Origin of the sequence: Mesorhizobium sp. B2-3-14, assembly GCF_006442175.1 — a bacterium.
GTDB lineage: Bacteria > Pseudomonadota > Alphaproteobacteria > Rhizobiales > Rhizobiaceae > Mesorhizobium > Mesorhizobium australicum.
In genome coordinates this window covers 160207-179115 of sequence record NZ_VFVP01000006.1, presented here as the reverse complement: position 1 = coordinate 179115, position 18909 = coordinate 160207, and the positions used below count along the sequence as shown (strand labels likewise).

Here is an 18909-nt window from a genome sequence, read left to right as displayed (position 1 = left end):
GCCCTCGACGGCGGCCAATATATTGCGCGGACCGCGATCTCTACCGCTCGGTGAAGGCGCGGGCGAAGGAATCGAGCATCGGACGCGCCAGATACTCCAGGAAAGTCCGGTCACCGGTGTTGATGAACGCCTCGACCGGCGTTCCGGGATAAAGCTGCTCGGGCTTTACGCCGGACGGAAGGTCGGCCGCGATCCTCAGCTTGGCGCGGAAATAGGGCTCATGCGTTGCCTCGTCGATGAGCCGGTCCGCTGAGATTTGCGCCACCGTGGCTGAGACCTCGGGAGTGAGCCGCGCATTCAAGGCCGATAGCCGCAGTTTCGCCGGCTGGCCGACGCGGACCTGATCGAGGTCTTTCGGCCGCAGCCTTGCATCGACGACGAGGCCCGATGCCGTGGGCAGGATCTCCATGATCTTTTCGCCCGGGGCGATCACGCTTCCCTTGGAATTATAGGCCGACGACACCACGATGCCTGGCGCCGGCGCCTTGATCGTCGTGCGCCGCAGCACCGCCTCCGCCGCCCTGGTCTGCTCCTCGACGTCGGCCAGATTGGAGCGAACGTCGTCCAGCTTCGTCAGCGCCTCCTCGACGCGTTGCGTGGTCTGGCGCTCGATCTGCTCCTGGGCCTCGACGATCTGGGTGTTGGCCGTCGCCAGATTGGCCTCCAACGCCCCGGCCTGCCCGACGAGATCGGCCTCGCTGCGCAATAGCTGGGAGTACTCGGTGCGGTTGGTGAGGCCCTTGTCCAGCAGGCCGGTCTTGATGCCGAGTTCGTTCTTCACGACGTCGGCTTGCTGCTGAATGGCCTGTTGCTGGGCCTGCAACCCCACCACCGACTGCCGATGCATGGCGACGCGTTGTGCCAGGATCGATTTTTCCGACCGGAACCGGGCCAGCCTGGCGTCGAATTCCTTTTGCTGTTCGCGAACCAGGATCTCGAAATCGTGCTGGAAAGGTGCCGGCGCCGCTTCGGTGATGGGCGCCATCCTGTCCAATCCGTCGCGTTCCGCCTCCAGCCGCGCCGCACTTGCCCTGAGCGCGATCGACTGCCTCACCAGCCGGTTGAGCTCGGCCTGCGCGGCCGTTGGGTCCAGCACGACCAGGTTCTGGCCCTGTTGCACGCGATCGCCTTCATGGACCGGTAATTCCCTGATGATCCCGCCCTCGCGATGCTGGATGCGGATGTTTCCGCCGGTCGCCGAGATCGTGCCTTGCGTGATCACCGCTCCCGACAAGGGAGCGCTGACGGCCCAATAGCCGAAGCCGCCCGCCAGCACCGCTATGGCGACGTAGCCGGTCAGGGCCACGCGTCTTATGTCGGTGCGCGGCTGGCTGTCCCAGGCGAGGCTCTGTGTCGTCATCTCACGATCCGAAACTGCCACCCGCGCGGATTGTCGGGACGAATGACCCGGTCACCACCGTGCTCTGCTGGGGGGCCTTGCCGATCACCGAGCGCCGCAGCACCTCGTCGGCAGGGCCGAAGGCTTCGACCATGCCGGCGCGCAAAAGCATCACGCGGTCGCAAGCGGCGGCGATCGAAGGGCGATGGGTGATCACGATGACCGTGACGCCCGCCGCCCGCGCGGCCGAAAGCACCGCCTCGAGCGCGGCCTCGCCGCTGCCGTCGAGATGGGAGCTGGGCTCGTCGAGCACTAGGAGCCGCGGATTGCCGTAGAAGGCGCGCGCCAGGCCGATTCGCTGGCGCTCGCCCCCCGACAGCGCCCTGTCCGACGGGCCGATCATGGTCTGGTAGCCGTCGCGCTGCGCCAGGATCAGCTCGTGCACCTGGGCGCGCCTTGCCGCCTCGACGATTGCGGCGTCGTCCGCTTGCGGGTCGAAGCGGGCGACGTTTTGCGCGATCGATCCAGGAAAGAGCTCAACCTCCTGCGCGAGGTAGCCGACATGCTTTCCAAGCTGGCTCTCGTCCCAGGTCCTGAGGTCGGCGCCGTCGATCCTGATTGAGCCGCCGGTCGGTTGGGCGGCCCCCACGAGCAACCGCGCCAGTGTCGATTTGCCGGCCCCGCTCGGGCCGACGATGGCCAGCGCTTCGCCCGCGCCGATCGCAAAGTTGAGCCGCTTGAGGATGGGTTCCGTGCCGGGTTGGGCGTTCGGCGCCATGAAGAAGACGTCCTGCACGGAAATCGCGCCGGCCGGATCGGGCAGGATCAGTTTTCGCGGCTCGGCCGGACGCATTGCGAGCGCTTTTTCCAGCCGCGTCCACGCCCGCCGCGCGTCGGCGATCTGCCGCCAGGCGCCGATCAGCTGGTCGAGCGGCTGCAGCGCGCGCGACGACACAAGCGAGGAGGCGAAGATCATGCCGGCCGTCATCTGCCCCTGCAGCACCAGCCATGCGCCGGCGCCGAGGATCGCCAGTTGCAGCATCATGCGCAGCGCCCGCGAGGCGCCGCTGAAGATCGCGTTGGCGCTCGAGGAACGGTCATGGAAAGTGAGCGCCGCCGCCACGTGCCGTCCCCAGACCAGGGAGGCATTCCGCACCATGCCCATGGCGCGCAGCGTCTCGGCATTGCGGGCAAAGGCCTGTTCCGCCTGGCTGGCCAACGCCGAACACTCCGCGGACAAGGCATCGTTCCTGCCGATCGCAAGCTGGTTGGCCACGACGAGGAATAGCAGAAGCACCGCGCCGGCGACCGTTACCCAGAACAGCACCGGATGGATGAGATAGAGCAAGGCGAGGAAGACAGGGGCGAAAGGCAGGTCGAACAGCACCGCCACGCCGCGTGACCTGATGAAGGCGCAGACCGAAGCGAGATCGCGCAGCGGCGACAGGCCGCCGGCATATCTCGCGCCGAGCGAAACGGCGAAGGTGCTGGCACCCAGCTTGCGGTCGACGGTCGCCGCGACGCGCTGCGTGTAGACGGCGCGGATCGCGTCCAGCAGCCCGAGGAAGGCGAGCGCGAGCACCGCGATAGCTGACAGATAGACAAGCGTCTCGACGCTGGAGGACGGCAGCACGCGGTCATACACCTGCAGCAGGTAGAGCGGAATCACCAACAGCAGGATGTTGATCAGCAGCGAGAAAACGCCGACATCGGCGATAGCGCGCAGGAAGACCGGACGCAGGCCGGACGGTCCAGTCATTTCCGCATTTCCCGCCGCTGCATGATCCCGGCCCTTACGCGTGGCCCCCGAATTCGGAACCGCCGTGCAGCGTGCTGCTGGCGATGCTATGCGTGGCGGTGCTGGTGGTGGTGTGCAAAGCGCTCGCCGGCGCGTTGTCCAGCGTATAGGCGCGGATATAGTCGATCTTCATCTCGGCAGGCGTCGCCAGATGATCGGGAGGCGCGCCGGCAAGACCGCCGACCGCGAGATCGGCCAGCATGTACATGGGCTTGTGCATATCGGATGGCGTCGCCGCTTCCGCGACCTGGACACCGTCATAAGTCCAGACGAGCTTGTCCGGCGTCCACAGCAGCCCATAGGTGTGGAAGCCGGCGGTATCCATGGTGTTTACCGTCGACGTCACCTTGGTGTGGGTTCCCGTTTCATTCGAATGCGCCGTCATGATCAACGAGTTCGGGTCCTGCCCGCGCGTCTCGACCACATCCAGTTCCGGCGGCCACGAGCCGTCTGCCGGCAGCAGCCAGAAGGCGGGCCAGGCGCCGGCGTTCTCGGGCAGGTCGGCGCGCATTTCGAAATAGCCGTAGGTTTGTGAGAAGGTGCTGTGCGTATTGAGGATACCTGACGTGTATTCGTAGTTGTTGATCAGGGGCTTGATGTCGGCCGGTGCCTGCGCGGCGGTGATGGTGAGCACGCCGTTATTCACGCTGAACGGGTGGACGGAACTCGTCGGCCCGTAATTGGCGTCGATGTACCATTGCAGCTCGCCATTGCTGGTCAATGTGCTGCCGTTCGGCGCTCCCCATGAGAAGTTGGTATCCCACGTGCCGCCCTGGGCGTTATGAAGATTGAGCGCGTTGAAATCGTCGCTGAAGGACAGCTTCATGCCGGACATGTCGATCGGCAATTCGAACTGGTTGGGCTGCAGCTTGTCGATGGTCGTGTCCTTGAACTCGAGGATCTCGCCGGATCCGAGGTTCAGCAGCACGTTCGATCCCGCCTGGATCAGGTTCGAGTGAACGGCATCGAACGACGTGAAACCATAGCCATTGAGGCGGACGGTGTCGGTGGCGGAAAAATTGGCGATCAGGTCGCTGCCATTGCCTTTCGAGATGACGAACGTGTCGTAACCGCCGCCGCCGTCGATCAGCACGTCGTTTCCCGCGCCGCCGTCGATCGTCTGGTGCCCGGCCTTGGCGGTGATGATGTTGTCCAAGCCGTTTCCAAAAGCGTAGTTGTTGGGGTTTGTGACGATGAGGTTCTCGACATTGGCGGGGAGCTTGTAGCTCATCCACGTGCTGATCGTGTCGATGCCTGCCCCGGCGCCCTCGGCCACCTTGTTGCCCGCCCCATAGAGGTAATAGATGTCATCGCCCGTGCCGCCATGCATGGTGACGTTGAGATTGCCCGCTCCGTAAAACGAGTCATTTCCCGCGCTGCCATACAAGTCGGGCCCGGCCCCAGGCGCCGAGAACCAGTGGTTGGACGTACCGCTATAGGGAAGAGGAACACCCACGGCGTTGACGAAGAAGCTCATCGGATACATCCTCCTCGTGAGGCATGGCCGCCTCGAACCGTTCGCTTACGGACTTCCGGATGGCCACGTCGGATCAATGCTGAAAGGAACGATTTCGTTCCGGGGAATCATTACACAATCCACCATAACATCGATCTTTCGGAAGACATATACTTATTGTCCGGGAAAAGAGCGGCGCTTAAGCAAAGATATTTAGTAAAATGGTGTATAAACTAGAAATTGCAAAGGATCTACTTAGATGAATGATCTACTTGGATGACGGCTACCCGTCCGAGCCCATCAGCCTCCCTCCTCGGCGCATGGTGGGCGGGAAGCTTAGGCCATCAGAGAGCGGCTTCGATCGGCTCGGCAAGCCTGGGATTTGAGCGTGCCGCGATCAGGCAACTGGTGACGATGAGACCCGCTCCCGCCAGCGTGGTCCAGGTCACCGCCTCGTCGAAGAAGAGGAAGCCAAGTGCGATCGCCCAGATGAAGGCGGAGTATTCCGTCGGGATCAGATACTGCGCTTCCGCCCGCGCATAGGCCCAGCTCATCAGGAATTGGCCGGCGAGCGACAGCGCCGTCACGCCGGCGAGCGGAAGCCAGAGCTCGCGCGGCAGGGTAATGGCCAGCCAGGGTGACGCGAGACCAAGGAAGACCGCCACGCAAAGGTTCTGGAACAGCATGATCTCGATCGGCTTGGCCACCAGCGCCTGCTGCCGCGCAAGGATCAGATTGTAGGCATAGAACACCGTCGACACCAGCACCGCCGCCGTGCCGAGCAAGGCATCCCTGGCATGGCTTGTCTGCCCGAACTGTCCACCGACGATGATTGCGACGCCCGCAATGCCGGCCAGCGAAGCCCAGATCGCCTGACGCTGTATGCGTTCGCCGAGCAGCAACGCCGCCAGCAGCAGGGCGAACAGCGGCGCCACGAAACTGAGCCCGATCGCCTCCGCCAGCGGCAGCCGGGCAAGCCCCCAGAAGAAGGACAGCAGGACAAAGCCGACGACCGCGGCACGCAGCGCATGCAGCCTGAGCACGGAAGGCGTGGGCAGCGTGCGCGGTCCCGCCGACCAGCCGGCGCCGGCAACCACGGTCGCGAGCATGCTGCGCCACAGCACCGTGTTGTAGACGCCGACGGCAAGGACCAGGACCTTCATCGCCGCGTCCATCCCCGACAGCAGGAAGATGCCAAGCGCGCAGACAAGCACCGGGATCATGGGAGAAACGGCGCCTGCCAGGCTGGATGACTTCACGAGGCCCCTCATGTGACGGATCGCAGCCGGATATATCAGGGCGGACCGGCGGGGCCAGATGGCAGCCCCGCCGATATGGCGGTCCAACCATGGCGACTTGTGGAATGGCTGGGAAAGCTCGCAGCGAGCCCGCCAACCATTGCCGGCTTGTCTAGCGGCGCGTGACCGCGAAAGCGGATATCTGAGCATCGAGTTTCGGCCATGGCATGACGGACCGGCTTTTGCGCTATTCTGGCAAGTCCGCCTTCCGAAGGCCCTCGATATAGTTGTCACGGTCTTCCACCCGTTGAAACGGGGCAGCACCTCCGCGAGGTCCGAAAGCCGCAATGTGGGATCGAGTTCGCGCAGGCGCGCATCTTCTCCGCTTCAGAAAGCTGTCTCGCCAAGGCATGACTTGCCATCGCGCTCGCGCAGTTCGGCTGCGAGCGCAAAGATCTCGGTTTGCGCTTGGCACGTTCGATTTCAGCCTCCTCGACCTTCGGCGTGATTGCGCCGACTATGTTTGAGGCGATCTGATCCTCGAGATCAAAGATCTCCGCCAGAGTGCCGTCAAAAACAGTCGGCCCATAAATGGAGGCCGGTGGAAGAGTCGAGGAGCTGTCCTGTACGGCCAACGTTTTGGCGGCAAGAGATTTGAGTTAGGACGACGCAGCACTGGCGCGCTATAGAGCACCCTTATGAACGAATCTGCCAGTAGAGCAGACAACAACACAGCAGTCGCGAGCGACCTTGCCGACGGCGATCCCCGCCTTGCCTTCATTTATCAGGAGGCGGTGAGAGGCCTCAATCACCAGCAGAACCTCGTCGAGAACATGAACGCCCGCGCCGGCAGCCTCATCTTCGCCACTGCGTTCGCCAACTCGCTGCTTGGCGGAAGGGCGCTTTCCGACGGGCTTGGGCTTTGGGACTGGATCGCGGTGGTTCTGCTGTTCGCCATCGGCGGGCTGATCGTCTTCTTGCTTTGGCCCTACCACAAATACACGTTCCGCTTCGACCCAGAAGAGCTGCTCCATCAATATGTCGACGGCGACAGGCCGGCAAACATGTCGGCCATGCAGCGCGCGCTCGCCCTTCGCATCAAGGCGGACATGGTCAGCAACTGGCGCATTATCCAGCGGCTTCGGGTGGCATTGCAGATTGCGCTGGTCCTTCTGTTGTTCGACATCCTGGCCTGGCTTTTCGCGATCGCGGGTATTTGAGCCGTTCGATATTCGGAGCCGACCCGACCTGGACCGACGACCGCCCTTTGAGGTGGCAGTCTGCCGACGAGCACCTTCGGGAACTGAGGCATCAGCACGACCTTGCCGGTCGAGCCGCCCTCTTCGGGCAAAGGACGAGCACGTGGCTCCCGGGACGGGCGCCTTCGCAAGAGCGCTGTGTCTGCGGCACCCTCACCTGCTTGCGAGGCGCTGAGGGGCGGCGCGGCGTTGCATGCAGATCTTTCGCGCAGCCGCAACTCCTTGCAGGAACGCGAAAAAAGGGCGACGCAAGCGCCGCCCCGTATCCCTTGGGAGGACAATCCGATCCGGCGGATCAGGCCGCCTGGGCTTCTCCGGCGATGGCGTCGGCGGCGCGGGCGGCCTTCAGCACCTTGGCCCACCAGGCGACGTCGTTGACCAGCGCGGTGGCGGCCTGATTCAGGTGCTCGAGATCTTCGAGCTTCTTCTCGCCCTGGCGCACGGCCAGGAAATCGCCCCAGGCGATATGGACTGCGGACTTGACCGGCGCCATCTGCAATTCGACGGCGTGGAGACGAAGCTGTTCGACGGCGCGGGCGCCACCGACGCTGCCATAGCCGACAAAGCCGGCCGGCTTCTTGTTCCACTCGTTGGCGGCGTAGTCGATCGCATTCTTCAGCACGGCCGTCGGGCCGTGATTGTATTCGGCGGCGGTGAAGATAAAGCCGTCGAATCCGGCGACCTTCTTCTGCCAGCGCTGTGCGACTTCGTTCTGCGACGGCGCCCAGGCGGAGGACGCGACCTCATCGAAGAAGGGCAGCGGAAAGTCGCGCAGATCGACAATTTCGACATCGATGTCGGCATGTGCCTTGGCGATCTTGGCGATCCACTGCGTCGGCACGTCGGCGAAGCGGGCGGCGCGCGTCGAACCGATGACAATGGCGATTTTGGGCTTGGACATAAGGGGCTCTCCTTGCGGGAATTTTTGGTATCGTTTGGATACCGGCGCTATATGTGATACTGACAATTTGATGCGCAAGGAGGCACGTTTTTGTTACTGAGGCACCCGCATAACACCGAGGACTGCCGCGCCGTGTCGGAAATCCTGCAGCGCGTCGGCGACAAATGGACCGTGCTCGTGGTCGGCAAGCTGGGCGGCGGACCGCTGCGTTTCAACGAATTGCGCGCCGCCGTCGGCGGCATCTCCCAGAAGATGCTGACCACCACCTTGCGCGGCCTGGAGCGCGACGGCTTCGTCACGCGCAAGGTATTTCCGACCATTCCGCCGCGCGTCGATTACGAGCTGACGGAGCTCGGTCACGAGTTGCTGGTGCCGGTCGGCGCGCTCGGCGAATGGGCCCGCAAGAACACCCAGCGTGTCCAGTCGGCACGCGCCAGATTCGACGACATGCACGCCTGAAGCCCATGCGCGGCAAGGGATTCGGGACCTGCACTGAGCGGCTCTAGCTGCCCAAGCGAAGTCACGGCTCCTTGAAAGCGACTGGACCTAAAGGCGACTTGGAAACAGTCTATGGCGCTCGATGCCGGCCCGACGCGCCCGGCCCCCCTCTCGACGGTAACCCACATTCCAACGGCAGCCAGTCAGGCCCTTCGCGCCAAGCAAGGCGTCTGGCTGCAGATCGTGCACGTCGCTGTTCGCTGCTTCGCATCCGTCGTGTCATGCAGGCAGGCGGTGCGCCCAAGGTCCTGTTTGACTTCGGCGTAAGCGGTTATACCGAGCAGGCAGACAAGGGCCACGAGAGCCGCCGCAAGCCAGCCGTTCAACAGGTGTTGACGCATTGTCTTCCTCCGGTGTCCGGGAGAATTGCGCGTGGAAGGCAACGGCAGCATGTCGCTGAACGCATCGCTTCACTCGGGCGATGTTACAAATGCCCCCGGCTTGGCGGGTATCGAATCAGCTCTCGGCCGGAACCGCCTTCGGCTTGCCCTCGCCGTCGAGCGCCACCATGACGAAATCGGCGTGCGTCACCTTTTCCATCAGGTCGGAAAGATAGCGCTGCGCCCAGGCCTCGACCTTGAGCGTCATCGAGGTGCGGCCGACGCGTTCGACATGGGTGTAGATGCACAGCGTGTCGCCGATCTTCATCGGCTTGGCGAAGGACATTTCCTTGACCGCCGCCGTCACCACGCGGCCCCTGGCGCGCTCGGCGGCGCGGATGCCGCAGGCAAGATCCATCTGCGCCATCACCCAGCCGCCGAAAATGTCGCCTGCGGCATTGGCGTCCGAAGGCATGGCCAGGGTGCGCAGCGTCAGGTCTCCGATCGGCCGTCCGTCCGCGTACTGCACCATGGGCAGAATCCTCAAGCAGTGATGGTCATCGATCCCGTATCGCCGCTACGGGAATAGGTCAACGCGCGGCGGCTGCTGTTTCCTCGCCCCAAGGCCATAGGCTAGCCTGGCATTCGCCCGGTTGTGCCTGATTTTCAGCGGCTTCGGTGTCAGAAAGGTTCTCCCAATCGCCGAGGAACGCGGTTCCTGGAGATCGCACTTCTCAGAAATAACGTGCAAGGTTGGCGCGGATGCGGTCGAGAACCGTATGCCCGGAAATGTCTGGAACGAATGCCTTGCCGGTGATCGCCTCGTAAGCCTGGGCATACACCCCAGAGGCCTGTTCGACGATCTCGTCCGGAATGCTCGGGATCGGGTCCTTGTAGGGATCGCAGCGCGCCGTCACCCATGAGCGGATGAAATCCTTGTCGAAGCTCTCCGGCCGCGTGCCATCAGCCAGCGCCTGTTGGTAGCTCGCCGCGATCCAGTACCGGCTGCTGTCGGGCGTGTGGATTTCGTCGGCGAGAATGACCGCCCCGTCCTTGTCTGTGCCGAATTCGTATTTCGTGTCGGCCAGGATCAGGCCGCGTTCGGCTGCGCGCGCCTGGCCGCGGGCGAACAGCTTCAAGGCATAATCCGAAACCGTGTCCCACTGCTCCTGCGTGAGCAGGCCCTGCTCCAGGATCTCGGCCCTGGACAGCGGCTCGTCATGGCCGCCGTCGGCCGCCTTGCTGGTCGGCGTGATGACCGGCTCGGCCAGCCTCTCATTGTCGCGCAGGCCGTCTGGCAGGCGCATTCCATACATGTCCCGTTCGCCGCGTCGGTAGCGGGTCAGGATCGAGGTGCTGGTGGTCCCCGCCAGATAGCCGCGCACGACGATCTCGACCGGCAGTATGTCGAGCCTTGTGCCGACGACGACGTTGGGGTCGGGATATTCCAGCACATGGTTCGGGCAGATGTCGGCGGTTTCCTCGAACCAGTACCGCGCCGTCCGGGTGAGGATCTCTCCCTTGAACGGGATCGAGGTCAGGATGATGTCGAAGGCGCTGAGACGGTCGGTGGCGATGATGATACGCCTGCCGTCGGCCAGGTCGTAATTCTCGCGGACCTTGCCTTTGTAATAGCCCGGCAGTTCGGGAATGAAAGCATCCGACAGGACACGCATGGGTTCTCCTGCCTTTGCGCGGAGTGGCCAGGGGCATGATTCCGAAAAGTTGCAGACTTATCGGAAAATCATGCCGAAATGATGCTATCCGCATAGTCCGTCGACCCCATGCATATCAAGCGCGATTGTCGGCATTCCCCGAAAGCCGGCCGGTATACCAGTCGCTTTTTTCACAACCGATGCCGGAAGGCGCGGCGACGCGGCGAACCCATGGCGTCTAGGCTGCGCCAGATTTCCGGAGCCGCCATTTTCATCATGCAGACCTATGACTTCATCATCGTCGGCTCCGGCTCGGCCGGCTCGGTTCTGGCCGACAAACTGTCGGCTTCGGGCCGCTTCTCGGTGCTGGTGCTGGAAGCCGGCGGCAGCGACCGGCGCTTCTACGTGCAGATGCCGCTCGGCTACGGCAAGACCTTCTTCGATCCCACGGTGAACTGGAACTACAAGACCGAGCCGGATCCCGGCCTCGGCGGCAATGTCGACCACTGGCCGCGCGGCAAGCTGCTTGGCGGGTCAAGCTCGATCAACGCCATGGTCTGGATCCGCGGCGCCCGCGAAGACTTCGATGACTGGCGCGCCGCCGGCAATCCCGGCTGGGGCTATGACGATCTGTTGCCGGCCTTCAAGGCACTCGAGGACAATGAAGCCGGCGCCGACGCATGGCGCGGCAGCGGCGGTCCCCTGCACATCAGCGACACCACTGATGCCGTCCACCCGCTGACGAAGCGCTATCTCACCGCCGGCCAGCAGGCAGGCCTGCCGCTCAACCCCGATTTCAATGGTGCTGCCCAGGAAGGCGTCGGCATCTACCAGATCTCGACCAAGAACGGCCGCCGCATGTCGGCCGCCCGTGCCTTCCTGCGCCCGGCGATGAAGCGCGCCAATGTGCGCGTGGAGACCAACGCGCTGGCAAGCCGCGTCCTGTTCGAAGGCAAGCGCGCCGTCGGCGTCGAGTATTTGCAGAACGGTCAGACCAGGACGGCCCGCGCCGGCCGCGAAATCATCCTGTCCGCGGGTTCGATCAACTCGCCGCAGCTCATGCAGCTCTCCGGGGTGGGTCCGGCGGCGCTGCTTGAAGGCTTGGGCATCCCGGTCGTGCATGCCAACGAGAATGTCGGCGCCAATCTGCAGGACCATGTCGGCATCAACTACACCTTCAAGGGCAAGCTGCCGACGCTGAACCAGATCCTGCGTCCCTGGTGGGGCAAGCTTTTGGTCGGCATGCAGTACATCCTGACCCGCTCCGGGCCGCTGTCGCTGTCGATGAACCATGGCGGCGGCTTCTTCCGCACCGATCCGGCCTTCTCGCGCCCCAACATGCAGCTCTATTTCCAGGCCTTCTCGACCCTCATCCCGAAGAACGGCGAGCGGCCGATCCTGACGCCGGATCCGTGGCCGGGCTTCTCCATCGGCCTGTCCAACTGCCGGCCATCGAGCCGCGGCGAGATCATGATCCGCTCCAGCAATCCGCTCGACTATCCCAAGATCGTCGCCAACGCCTATTCGACCAATGCGGATGTCGAGGAAATGCTGTCGGCGGTGAAATTCGTGCGCAAGATCGCCTCGATGCCCGCCATGGCCGAGATCATCGCCGAAGAGGTGCTGCCCGGTCCGTCGATCCGGTCCGACGCCGACTTGATCACCGATTTCAGGAAACGCTCCGGCACCGTCTATCACCCGGTCTCGACCTGCCGCATGGGACCCGATCCCTCGCGCTCCGTCGTCGATCCGCGCCTCACGGTGCACGGGCTCGAAGGCTTGCGCATCATCGACGCCTCGATCTTTCCCGACAACATCACCGGCAACACCAACGCCGCCTCGGTCATGACCGGGTGGAAGGGCGCCGAACTGGTTCTGGAGGACCACACATGAAGATCACCGACGTCAAGACCTGGGTTGTCGGCAACCCGCCACCCGGCATCGGCGGCAAGTATTTCATCTTCGTCAAGCTCACCACCGATGGCGGCGTGGTCGGCTATGGCGAGGCCTACAACGCCACCTTCTCCGCCCATGTCACGGCCAAGCTCGTCGAGGACATGGCCGAGCGCTATCTGATCGGCCACGATCCGCACGACATCGAGAACTTCTTCCGCCGCGCCTATTCCTCCGGCTTTACCCAGCGCCCCGACGTGACCGGCATGGGCTGTTTTTCCGCACTCGAAATGGCTTGTTGGGACATCGTCGGCAAGGAAGCCAACAAGCCGGCCTACAAGCTCCTTGGCGGCCAAGTTCACGAGACGCTGCGCTCCTACACCTATCTCTATCCGCACACCGGCAGCGTCCATTCCGAGGACGCGCCGGATGGCAGGAATGTCTACAACGACCCGGAGATGGCGGCGGCCTGCGCGCTCGAATATGTCGAGCAGGGGTTCAATGCCGTCAAGCTCGACCCGGCCGGCCCCTACACCGCCTTCGACGGCCACCAACCGCGCCTCGTGGACATCGATGTCTCGACCCGCATGATCAAGGCGATCCGCGAGGCGGTCGGCACCCGCGCCGATATCCTGTTCGGCACGCACGGCCAGTTCACGGCATCGGGCGCGCTGCGCATGGCGCGCGCCATCGAGCCTTATGATCCGCTGTGGTTCGAGGAGCCGGTGCCGCCCGACATGCCCGAAGTGATGGCGCAGGTCGCCCGCGCGACTTCGATCCCGATCGCCACCGGCGAGCGGCTGACGACCAAATCCGAATTCGCCCGTGTCATCGAGAACCGCGCCGCCACCATCCTGCAGCCGGACCTCGGCCGCTCCGGCGGCATTCTGGAAACCAAGAAGATCGCGGCCATGGCCGAGGCCTATCACATCCAGGTCGCGCCGCACTGCTATTGCGGGCCGATCGTCGGTGCCGCCAACATCCAGCTCGCGGTGACGCTGCCCAACTTCCTGATCCTGGAATCGCTGAAGCAGTGGGACGGTTTCCACGCCACGCTGTTGAAGAAGAAGATCGAATGGCAGGACGGCAACGTCATCCCGTCGAAGGAGCCGGGCCTCGGCGTCGAGCTGAACGAGGCGGTCTGCGACGCCCATCCCTACACCGGCAAGGACCTGCATCTGCAGATGATGCAGACGCCGCTGATGCCGTGAGCGAAAGCTACGCCTTCATCGGCCTTGGCCATCTCGGCGGCAACCTTGCCGCCAGCCTGATCCGCAACGGCTTTGACGTCACCGTCGTCGACCGCGACCCCGCCGCCGTCGAGCGCCTTGTCGCGCTCGGCGCGACGGCCGCCAATAGCCCGGCCGAAGCCGCGGCGCGGGCCGGCAATGCCATCACGTGCCTGCCTTCACCAAAAGTCAGCGAGGCGGTGCTGGGCGGCCCGGGCGGATTGCTGGAAGGGCTGCCCAGGGGCGGCACCTGGATCGAGATGTCGACCAACGGCCGCGACGAGATTTTGCGGCTGGCCGCCCTCGCCTCGGCCAAGGGGATCGAGACGCTGGAATGCCCGGTCACCGGCGGTGTGCATCTGGCGGCGGCCGGCAAGATCACCGCGCTGGTCGGCGGCGACGTCCCCCTCTACGAGCGTCACCGCCCGGCCATCGAAGCGATGTGCGCCAAGTCGTTCCTGATGGGCCCGATCGGCTCGGCGGCGGTGATCAAGGTTATCACCAACATGCTGGCCTTCATCCATCTGGTCGCCGCCGGCGAGGCGCTGATGCTGGCCAAGCAAGGCGGGCTCGACCTCGCGCAATCCTACCACGCCATCGTCGCGTCTTCAGGCAACAGCTTCGTCCACGAGACCGAAAGCCAGTTGGTGCTGAACGGCTCCTACGATATCGGCTTCACCATGGACCTTGCGCTGAAGGACCTTGGCTTTGCGCTGACCATGGCCGAACAATCCGGCGTGCCGCTCGATCTGGCGTCGCGCGTCAACGCGATCTTCGAGCAAGGCAAGGCGGCTTATGGCGGCGATGCCTGGTCGACCCAGATCGTCAAATTGCTTGAAGATACCGTCGGCACCGACCTGCGCGCGCCGGGCTTTCCGGCCAGGCTGGAAATATGAGCTAGCAAATAAAATCAAGATGTTGGGCGAGCATCTAGAATCATAGCGGCAACAACTTGAATCAGAGCTGCAACATCTCGACCGGTTTCTCGGGCGAGAGTTTCGATCGGACTGCATGGCTCGGCGATTGGCGGGAGACACCCCTTCCTTTCGTCATCCTCGGGCTTGACCCGAGGATCCATCCCGTAACATCAAGGCGCTGCAACGGTGCTGATTTCGGCTCCGCCGCACTCTTCGGCCAATATCACGGCATGGATCCCAGTGTCTCCGCGACGGAGCTTCGCTCCTGCTTCGCCCTGGGATGACGACGTTGAGACGCTCCACCGCCGGGCTGTGCCTTGATTCAATATCTCACCAGCAACGCACCAGGCAGGATCTCGAAGGTGGCGGGTATGCGCCCCGGTGACTCGCCGTCTATGTCGACCAGCGCGCCATTCTTCTCGACGTCGCCGAGCGGTTCGACAACCACTTTCCTGCCGCGCAGGATGGTGATCGCTGGATGGTTGCGGTGCCGCCCACCATAGAGCAGGCGGATGTCCCAGATCAGCTTCAGCTTGCCCGCCGCGCGCAGGATGACGATGTCGAACCGTCCATCGGTCAGTTCGGCATCGGGCGCGATCATCATGCCGCCGCCGAAGAATTTGCCATTGGCCACCGCCACCAGCGCCATGCGCGCCTCGACCGGCGTGCCGTCGTCGACTGTGATCCGCACGTCCTGGAAGCGGTAGCGGATGAACTCGACCACGGTGCGCCACAGGAACAGCGCCTTGGCCGACATCCTGCCCTTGCGCTTGTCGGCATTGACGGCGCGATCAGTGGCGCCCGACAGGCCAAGGCTGGCGATGTTGATGAAGTGGCGGCTGGCCAGCGCGCCATGGTCGTCGATATAGCAGATGCGGCCGGCATCGACCGCCCTGGCCTTCGCCCCGGCAATCCGTTCCAGCGTCGCGCCGATCTCCTTCGGCAGGCCGAGGCCACGCGCGAAATCGATGCCGGTGCCGCACGGCAGCAGGCCGAGCTCGGTCGTCCTGCCGCCCTCCTCACGGGCCTGCAGCAAGCCGTCGGCCACCTCGCTCGCCGTGCCGTCGCCGCCGGCCGCGATCACCAGGTCGAAGCCGTTTGCCGCGAGATCAAGCGCCAGCCGCTCAGCGTCGCCTTCGGCCTGCGTCTCGCGCAGTTCGAAATCGCCGAAGTGCTTTTTCAGCGCGGCGGCGACGTCAGGCCAATGCCGTTTCAGCCGGCCGCCACCGGCAATCGGATTGAGCACCACCCCGACCTTCAAGTTTCGCCCTCCCCGGCGCCGGACCTGGATGCCCGATCCTTTGCCGGCATTCAAACTCGTACCGGCCGGCGGAGCAAGGGCGCTTTCGGCCCAAAAAGCGCGGGGGCAGGCTGTCTAAGGCGTTCGCGCTTGAACTTCCCTGGTTTCTGGCATTGGTCCCCGATAATCCCGCTATCCACAGGGGCGCGGCCATTCCCCAAACCCCTTACCCGGCGTAAATTGAACCCATCTCAGGCGGCTACCGATCATCAAGCCGAAAGGCGAAGTGAAAGGCGGATTTCCTGAGGCCCGTACGGCCCGGAACGAGAGCAGGCTTGCTTGTTCAAGGGACGGAAGCCGAGACCTACGGGGCCGCGGAAAGCGTGCCAACGCCGACGGCGGACCGATGCTGCCATGAAGGACGGCAAAAACCTTCGATGGCACGCAGGGCAAAAGCCCGCAAGGGCCTAGACCGGCGTGGTCTGGAACGGATGCTGCTCTCGGGTGGCTTCTGGCAGGACCGTCAAAATCAAGGCCGGCATGGCGCGACGACTTTACGGAAGTTGCTGCCGCGACCGTGTCCTGATCTGACAGGGAGGCGCTGGGAGAAATCCCGGCGCCGACTGTCTTTTGGCTCTCCCACGCAATTTTTACGGTGTTTCCGGTTGGGGCTGCAACCGGCGGCAAAATCAGCTAACGTTCGACGTCGTCAGAGCCCGTTTGAAAACGCGCTCTGCCGAGTCGGATGGCGTGGTTTTCGAGAACCGAAGCACAGCGGACCTTTGGGTCCGTGAGCACAGTTCTGCTGCGGTGCAGTAGAACGCGGAAGCGCAGAAAACCGCGTCAGGCGGCTGGCAGAGTAGCGTTTACAAATGGGCTCGTAGAAGGGGGATACTTCATGACGCTGATCCAGAAGCTTGCAGTCGCCTACGCGTTCTTGTTCTTCGGCGTCGTGGCCATCGGCTACATTCCGGCCTTCAACGATGCAGACGGCAATCTGTTCGGCCTGTTCTCATTGCAATGGTACGACGACCTGCTGCACGCCTTCTCCGGCGTCTGGGCGTTGGCCGCCGCCTTCATCTCGCATCGCCAGGCGGTGTTCTATTTCAAGCTGTTCGGCTCGGTCTACCTGTTCGACGGCGTGCTCGGGCTGATCACCGGCTCAGGCTGCCTCGATGCCGGTATCTTCATCAACGGCTTCCGCTCCCTCAACGACATCGAATTCCCTGCCCGCTTCTTCGCCAACCTGCCGCACATCGTCATTGGCGGCATCGCCGTCTATATCGGCTTCTGGCTGTCGAAGCGCATCTACGACCACTTCGCCACGGCCTGACGGGCCATGTTCCTGTTCCGCTTGATAAAGCGCATCGTCAAGGCGATCCTCTGGCTGATCGTCATCGTCATCCTGATCCCGATCGCCGGGCTGGCCTATGGCTTCCTGACGACACCGGCGCTCGACAGGACGCCGCTGCCAGGCATTGCCGACGGCGCGCCGCCCAAGGCACTGGCCGACAAGGTGCGCGCCGAAATCCCCGGCTACCAGCGGCCGGAGGAGTCGACCTTCCTCACCTACCCGGAATGGGCGATCGTCTACGCCGCGCGCGAATATGCCGGTTTCGTCGCCAAGGACCAGCCGAGCGGCTTTCCCTATTGGTCCTACGTCGGCCGCTTCTGGCAAGACTATGCCACGGTGATCCGCGCCAGTTCTCCCTACAAGTTCAACTACGCCAACCACCAGATGCTGGTCATCATCGGCACCAGCCATTCGATCGAGCATATCCTGCAATGGGCCTATGAGAACACGGTCGGTCGCATCACCGAGGCGACGTCAGCCAAGCGCACGGCGGCCGACATCTACCAGGCCAAGGTGGCCGCGGAGTATGCCTCTTTCCTCGATCAGGTGCCGTGGTACCAGTTCCCTTATGCCGAGAAGCGCGCCGGGCTGTTCGCGGTGCAGCCGGCGCCTGGTGACAGTTCCGTCCGCACCAGCGAACGCAAGCTTGCCTTCGGTCTCGCCGACACCATCAAGCAAGGCTATGCCGACCTGATCACCAAGGCGCTTGCCGCGACCTCCGACCCGGCCTTCCTCGATGTCCATGTCTGGGCCAGGGGGCCGGTCGGCGAAGCCACCCGCAACGAGCCCGACACCTTGCTGGAACGCGATTACGGCGCGGACGGCACCGTCTTCGTCACCAGGCGCTACCAGGTGTTCACCGACATGATCCCGCGGCTGATCGACAAGGGAGTCTCCTTTGTCGAGATCGGCGGCAATGACGAGATCATGGTAACGGTGCTGTCGACCGATTCGATCGCCATTCCCGAAGGCATGCGCATCCTTTTCAGCTATCCGCTGCCGGCGGACCCCTCGACGCGCCGCACCGGCATGGTCGTGGCCGTGCGCAAGCTGCATCTGGTGCTGCCGTCGCTGATCAAGGCCGGCGCCAGGCTCGAACACGTCTACGACTACTGAGGCTTTTCAGCCACGCCTGGCCAGGATTGGCGAGCCGTCATGCTCATTCCACAATCGCGGCAAAATCCCGCCTTGTTCGCGCGCAATGGAAGATCGCATGTCGCCTGAAGGCGCGACATGCCTGACTGGGCTGCCGGGGGGCATCTCGAAGGGACGAGACCGTGATCAAGACCGCCCTTGTCGCCATGACCATTGTCGGCTGCGACTGCGACGCCAAGCTGTGCGAATATATCGGCGAGACGCCGGCCAAGTGGTCGACCATCGCCGATTGCGAAGCGGCGATGAAGAGCCAGATCCTGCACGAGCGCAATTTCAATTATCCGCTCGTGTCCGGCATCTGCCGCGCGAAGGGCTCGGCGTCCTCCTCGCACCTGGCCGCGATCGCGTCGGGCCCGGAACTGAAGCCCGCCAGCCGGACCGTCAGGACGGAAAGCCCGCTGCCGCCGGAACTCAGCCATCGGCCGAGCGTCCCGGTCGGTTCGCCCACGACGGCCCTGGACGCGGCCGCTGCCCGACCCGTCGCCTATGAACAGGTGGTCGACGGTGGAACCGGCGTGCTCTACCGCACGAAGAACGGCTACGCCGTGGTCAAGACCGATCTCGGCCGCGCCGCCTCGGCAACCGCCGACGCGGCAAAGCGCTCCGTGAACTGGCTGGCTGGGCTGATGCCGACGGGCCTGTAGGACGGCCTGCGTG

At 63.9% G+C, this 18909-nt stretch carries 16 protein-coding genes and 1 pseudogene; 8 read left to right on the top strand and 9 right to left on the bottom strand.

Features of this window, described 5'->3' with window-relative positions:
* Positions 1 to 40: 40 nt before the first annotated feature.
* The 5 genes and pseudogenes from FJ950_RS17725 to FJ950_RS29825 all read right to left on the bottom strand — a co-directional run.
* Positions 41 to 1360 carry an HlyD family type I secretion periplasmic adaptor subunit gene (locus FJ950_RS17725; protein ID WP_140617727.1) on the bottom strand — a complete coding sequence of 440 codons (1320 nt, stop codon included), beginning with the start codon at positions 1358 to 1360 and terminating at the stop codon, positions 41 to 43.
* Position 1361: 1 nt separating this feature from the next.
* The gene (locus FJ950_RS17720) at positions 1362 to 3098 is read right to left on the bottom strand and encodes a type I secretion system permease/ATPase (RefSeq protein WP_140617726.1); all 1737 of its coding nucleotides are present in this window, start codon (positions 3096 to 3098) and stop codon (positions 1362 to 1364) included.
* A gap of 34 nt (positions 3099 to 3132) precedes the next feature.
* Positions 3133 to 4614 (bottom strand): family 16 glycosylhydrolase, encoded by a 1482-nt coding sequence (locus FJ950_RS17715; protein WP_140617725.1) that lies wholly within the window; start codon positions 4612 to 4614, stop codon positions 3133 to 3135.
* Between the two features lie 323 nt (positions 4615 to 4937).
* Positions 4938 to 5864, bottom strand: coding sequence for a DMT family transporter (locus tag FJ950_RS17710; protein ID WP_140617724.1), 927 nt, complete (start codon positions 5862 to 5864; stop codon positions 4938 to 4940).
* A gap of 425 nt (positions 5865 to 6289) precedes the next feature.
* Positions 6290 to 6455, bottom strand: a pseudogene (locus tag FJ950_RS29825) (CadC-family transcriptional regulator); the annotation flags it as partial.
* 74 nt (positions 6456 to 6529) lie between these two features.
* Between FJ950_RS29825 and FJ950_RS17700 the strand changes: the two are divergent.
* Complete coding sequence (locus FJ950_RS17700) at positions 6530 to 7051, top strand: hypothetical protein (RefSeq protein ID WP_181171293.1); 522 nt, start codon at positions 6530 to 6532, stop codon at positions 7049 to 7051.
* A 334-nt stretch (positions 7052 to 7385) separates the two neighbouring features.
* Here FJ950_RS17700 and FJ950_RS17695 read toward each other — a convergent pair whose 3' ends face one another.
* On the bottom strand, positions 7386 to 7991 hold the full coding sequence (locus FJ950_RS17695; RefSeq protein WP_140617723.1) for an NADPH-dependent FMN reductase: 606 nt from the start codon (positions 7989 to 7991) through the stop codon (positions 7386 to 7388).
* Positions 7992 to 8081: 90 nt separating this feature from the next.
* Between FJ950_RS17695 and FJ950_RS17690 the strand changes: the two genes are divergently transcribed.
* Positions 8082 to 8450, top strand: coding sequence for a helix-turn-helix domain-containing protein (locus tag FJ950_RS17690; protein WP_023770230.1), 369 nt, complete (start codon positions 8082 to 8084; stop codon positions 8448 to 8450).
* 495 nt (positions 8451 to 8945) lie between these two features.
* On the opposite strand, the gene FJ950_RS17680 is transcribed toward FJ950_RS17690, so the two are convergent.
* Both FJ950_RS17680 and FJ950_RS17675 read right to left on the bottom strand, forming a co-directional pair.
* Complete coding sequence (locus FJ950_RS17680; RefSeq protein WP_013893544.1) at positions 8946 to 9341, bottom strand: acyl-CoA thioesterase; 396 nt, start codon at positions 9339 to 9341, stop codon at positions 8946 to 8948.
* Between the two features lie 202 nt (positions 9342 to 9543).
* The gene (locus FJ950_RS17675) at positions 9544 to 10485 is read right to left on the bottom strand and encodes a phosphoribosylaminoimidazolesuccinocarboxamide synthase (RefSeq protein WP_140617722.1); all 942 of its coding nucleotides are present in this window, start codon (positions 10483 to 10485) and stop codon (positions 9544 to 9546) included.
* A gap of 255 nt (positions 10486 to 10740) precedes the next feature.
* Here FJ950_RS17675 and FJ950_RS17670 point away from each other — a divergent pair, with 255 nt between their 5' ends.
* Genes FJ950_RS17670 through FJ950_RS17660 form a run of 3 tightly spaced genes read left to right on the top strand, consistent with a single transcriptional unit; the run spans position 10741 to position 14482 of the window.
* A complete protein-coding gene (locus tag FJ950_RS17670; protein ID WP_140617857.1) occupies positions 10741 to 12357 on the top strand; it encodes a GMC family oxidoreductase N-terminal domain-containing protein in 1617 nt (538 codons plus the stop codon).
* Positions 12354 to 13568: a mandelate racemase/muconate lactonizing enzyme family protein gene (locus FJ950_RS17665; protein ID WP_140617721.1), complete on the top strand. Its 1215-nt coding sequence runs from the start codon at positions 12354 to 12356 to the stop codon at positions 13566 to 13568. Before FJ950_RS17670 ends, FJ950_RS17665 begins: the two co-directional genes overlap by 4 nt.
* A complete protein-coding gene (locus FJ950_RS17660) occupies positions 13565 to 14482 on the top strand; it encodes an NAD(P)-dependent oxidoreductase (protein WP_015316134.1) in 918 nt (305 codons plus the stop codon). Before FJ950_RS17665 ends, FJ950_RS17660 begins: the two co-directional genes overlap by 4 nt.
* A 343-nt stretch (positions 14483 to 14825) precedes the next feature.
* Here FJ950_RS17660 and FJ950_RS17655 read toward each other — a convergent pair whose 3' ends face one another.
* On the bottom strand, positions 14826 to 15764 hold the full coding sequence (locus tag FJ950_RS17655) for a diacylglycerol kinase family protein (protein WP_015316133.1): 939 nt from the start codon (positions 15762 to 15764) through the stop codon (positions 14826 to 14828).
* An 877-nt stretch (positions 15765 to 16641) separates the two neighbouring features.
* Between FJ950_RS17655 and FJ950_RS17650 the strand changes: the two genes are divergently transcribed.
* From FJ950_RS17650 to FJ950_RS17640, 3 genes are all read left to right on the top strand, one after another.
* Positions 16642 to 17076 carry a hypothetical protein gene (locus FJ950_RS17650; RefSeq protein ID WP_140617720.1) on the top strand — a complete coding sequence of 145 codons (435 nt, stop codon included), beginning with the start codon at positions 16642 to 16644 and terminating at the stop codon, positions 17074 to 17076.
* A gap of 6 nt (positions 17077 to 17082) precedes the next feature.
* Positions 17083 to 18213 carry a hypothetical protein gene (locus tag FJ950_RS17645; RefSeq protein WP_140617719.1) on the top strand — a complete coding sequence of 377 codons (1131 nt, stop codon included), beginning with the start codon at positions 17083 to 17085 and terminating at the stop codon, positions 18211 to 18213.
* Between the two features lie 161 nt (positions 18214 to 18374).
* On the top strand, positions 18375 to 18896 hold the full coding sequence (locus FJ950_RS17640; protein ID WP_140617718.1) for a hypothetical protein: 522 nt from the start codon (positions 18375 to 18377) through the stop codon (positions 18894 to 18896).
* Positions 18897 to 18909 lie beyond the last annotated feature (13 nt).

Bases quoted from the DNA above. Each gene is read 5' to 3' on its own strand.
- FJ950_RS17725 (WP_140617727.1), bottom strand. From the start codon at position 1,360: ATGACGACACAGAGCCTCGCCTGGGACAGCCAGCCGCGCACCGACATA.
- FJ950_RS17720 (WP_140617726.1), bottom strand. From the start codon at position 3,098: ATGACTGGACCGTCCGGCCTGCGTCCGGTCTTCCTGCGCGCTATCGCC.
- FJ950_RS17715 (WP_140617725.1), bottom strand. From the start codon at position 4,614: ATGAGCTTCTTCGTCAACGCCGTGGGTGTTCCTCTTCCCTATAGCGGT.
- FJ950_RS17710 (WP_140617724.1), bottom strand. From the start codon at position 5,864: ATGAGGGGCCTCGTGAAGTCATCCAGCCTGGCAGGCGCCGTTTCTCCC.
- FJ950_RS17700 (WP_181171293.1), top strand. From the start codon at position 6,530: ATGAACGAATCTGCCAGTAGAGCAGACAACAACACAGCAGTCGCGAGC.
- FJ950_RS17695 (WP_140617723.1), bottom strand. From the start codon at position 7,991: ATGTCCAAGCCCAAAATCGCCATTGTCATCGGTTCGACGCGCGCCGCC.
- FJ950_RS17680 (WP_013893544.1), bottom strand. From the start codon at position 9,341: ATGGTGCAGTACGCGGACGGACGGCCGATCGGAGACCTGACGCTGCGC.
- FJ950_RS17675 (WP_140617722.1), bottom strand. From the start codon at position 10,485: ATGCGTGTCCTGTCGGATGCTTTCATTCCCGAACTGCCGGGCTATTAC.
- FJ950_RS17670 (WP_140617857.1), top strand. From the start codon at position 10,741: ATGCAGACCTATGACTTCATCATCGTCGGCTCCGGCTCGGCCGGCTCG.
- FJ950_RS17665 (WP_140617721.1), top strand. From the start codon at position 12,354: ATGAAGATCACCGACGTCAAGACCTGGGTTGTCGGCAACCCGCCACCC.
- FJ950_RS17650 (WP_140617720.1), top strand. From the start codon at position 16,642: ATGACGCTGATCCAGAAGCTTGCAGTCGCCTACGCGTTCTTGTTCTTC.
- FJ950_RS17645 (WP_140617719.1), top strand. From the start codon at position 17,083: ATGTTCCTGTTCCGCTTGATAAAGCGCATCGTCAAGGCGATCCTCTGG.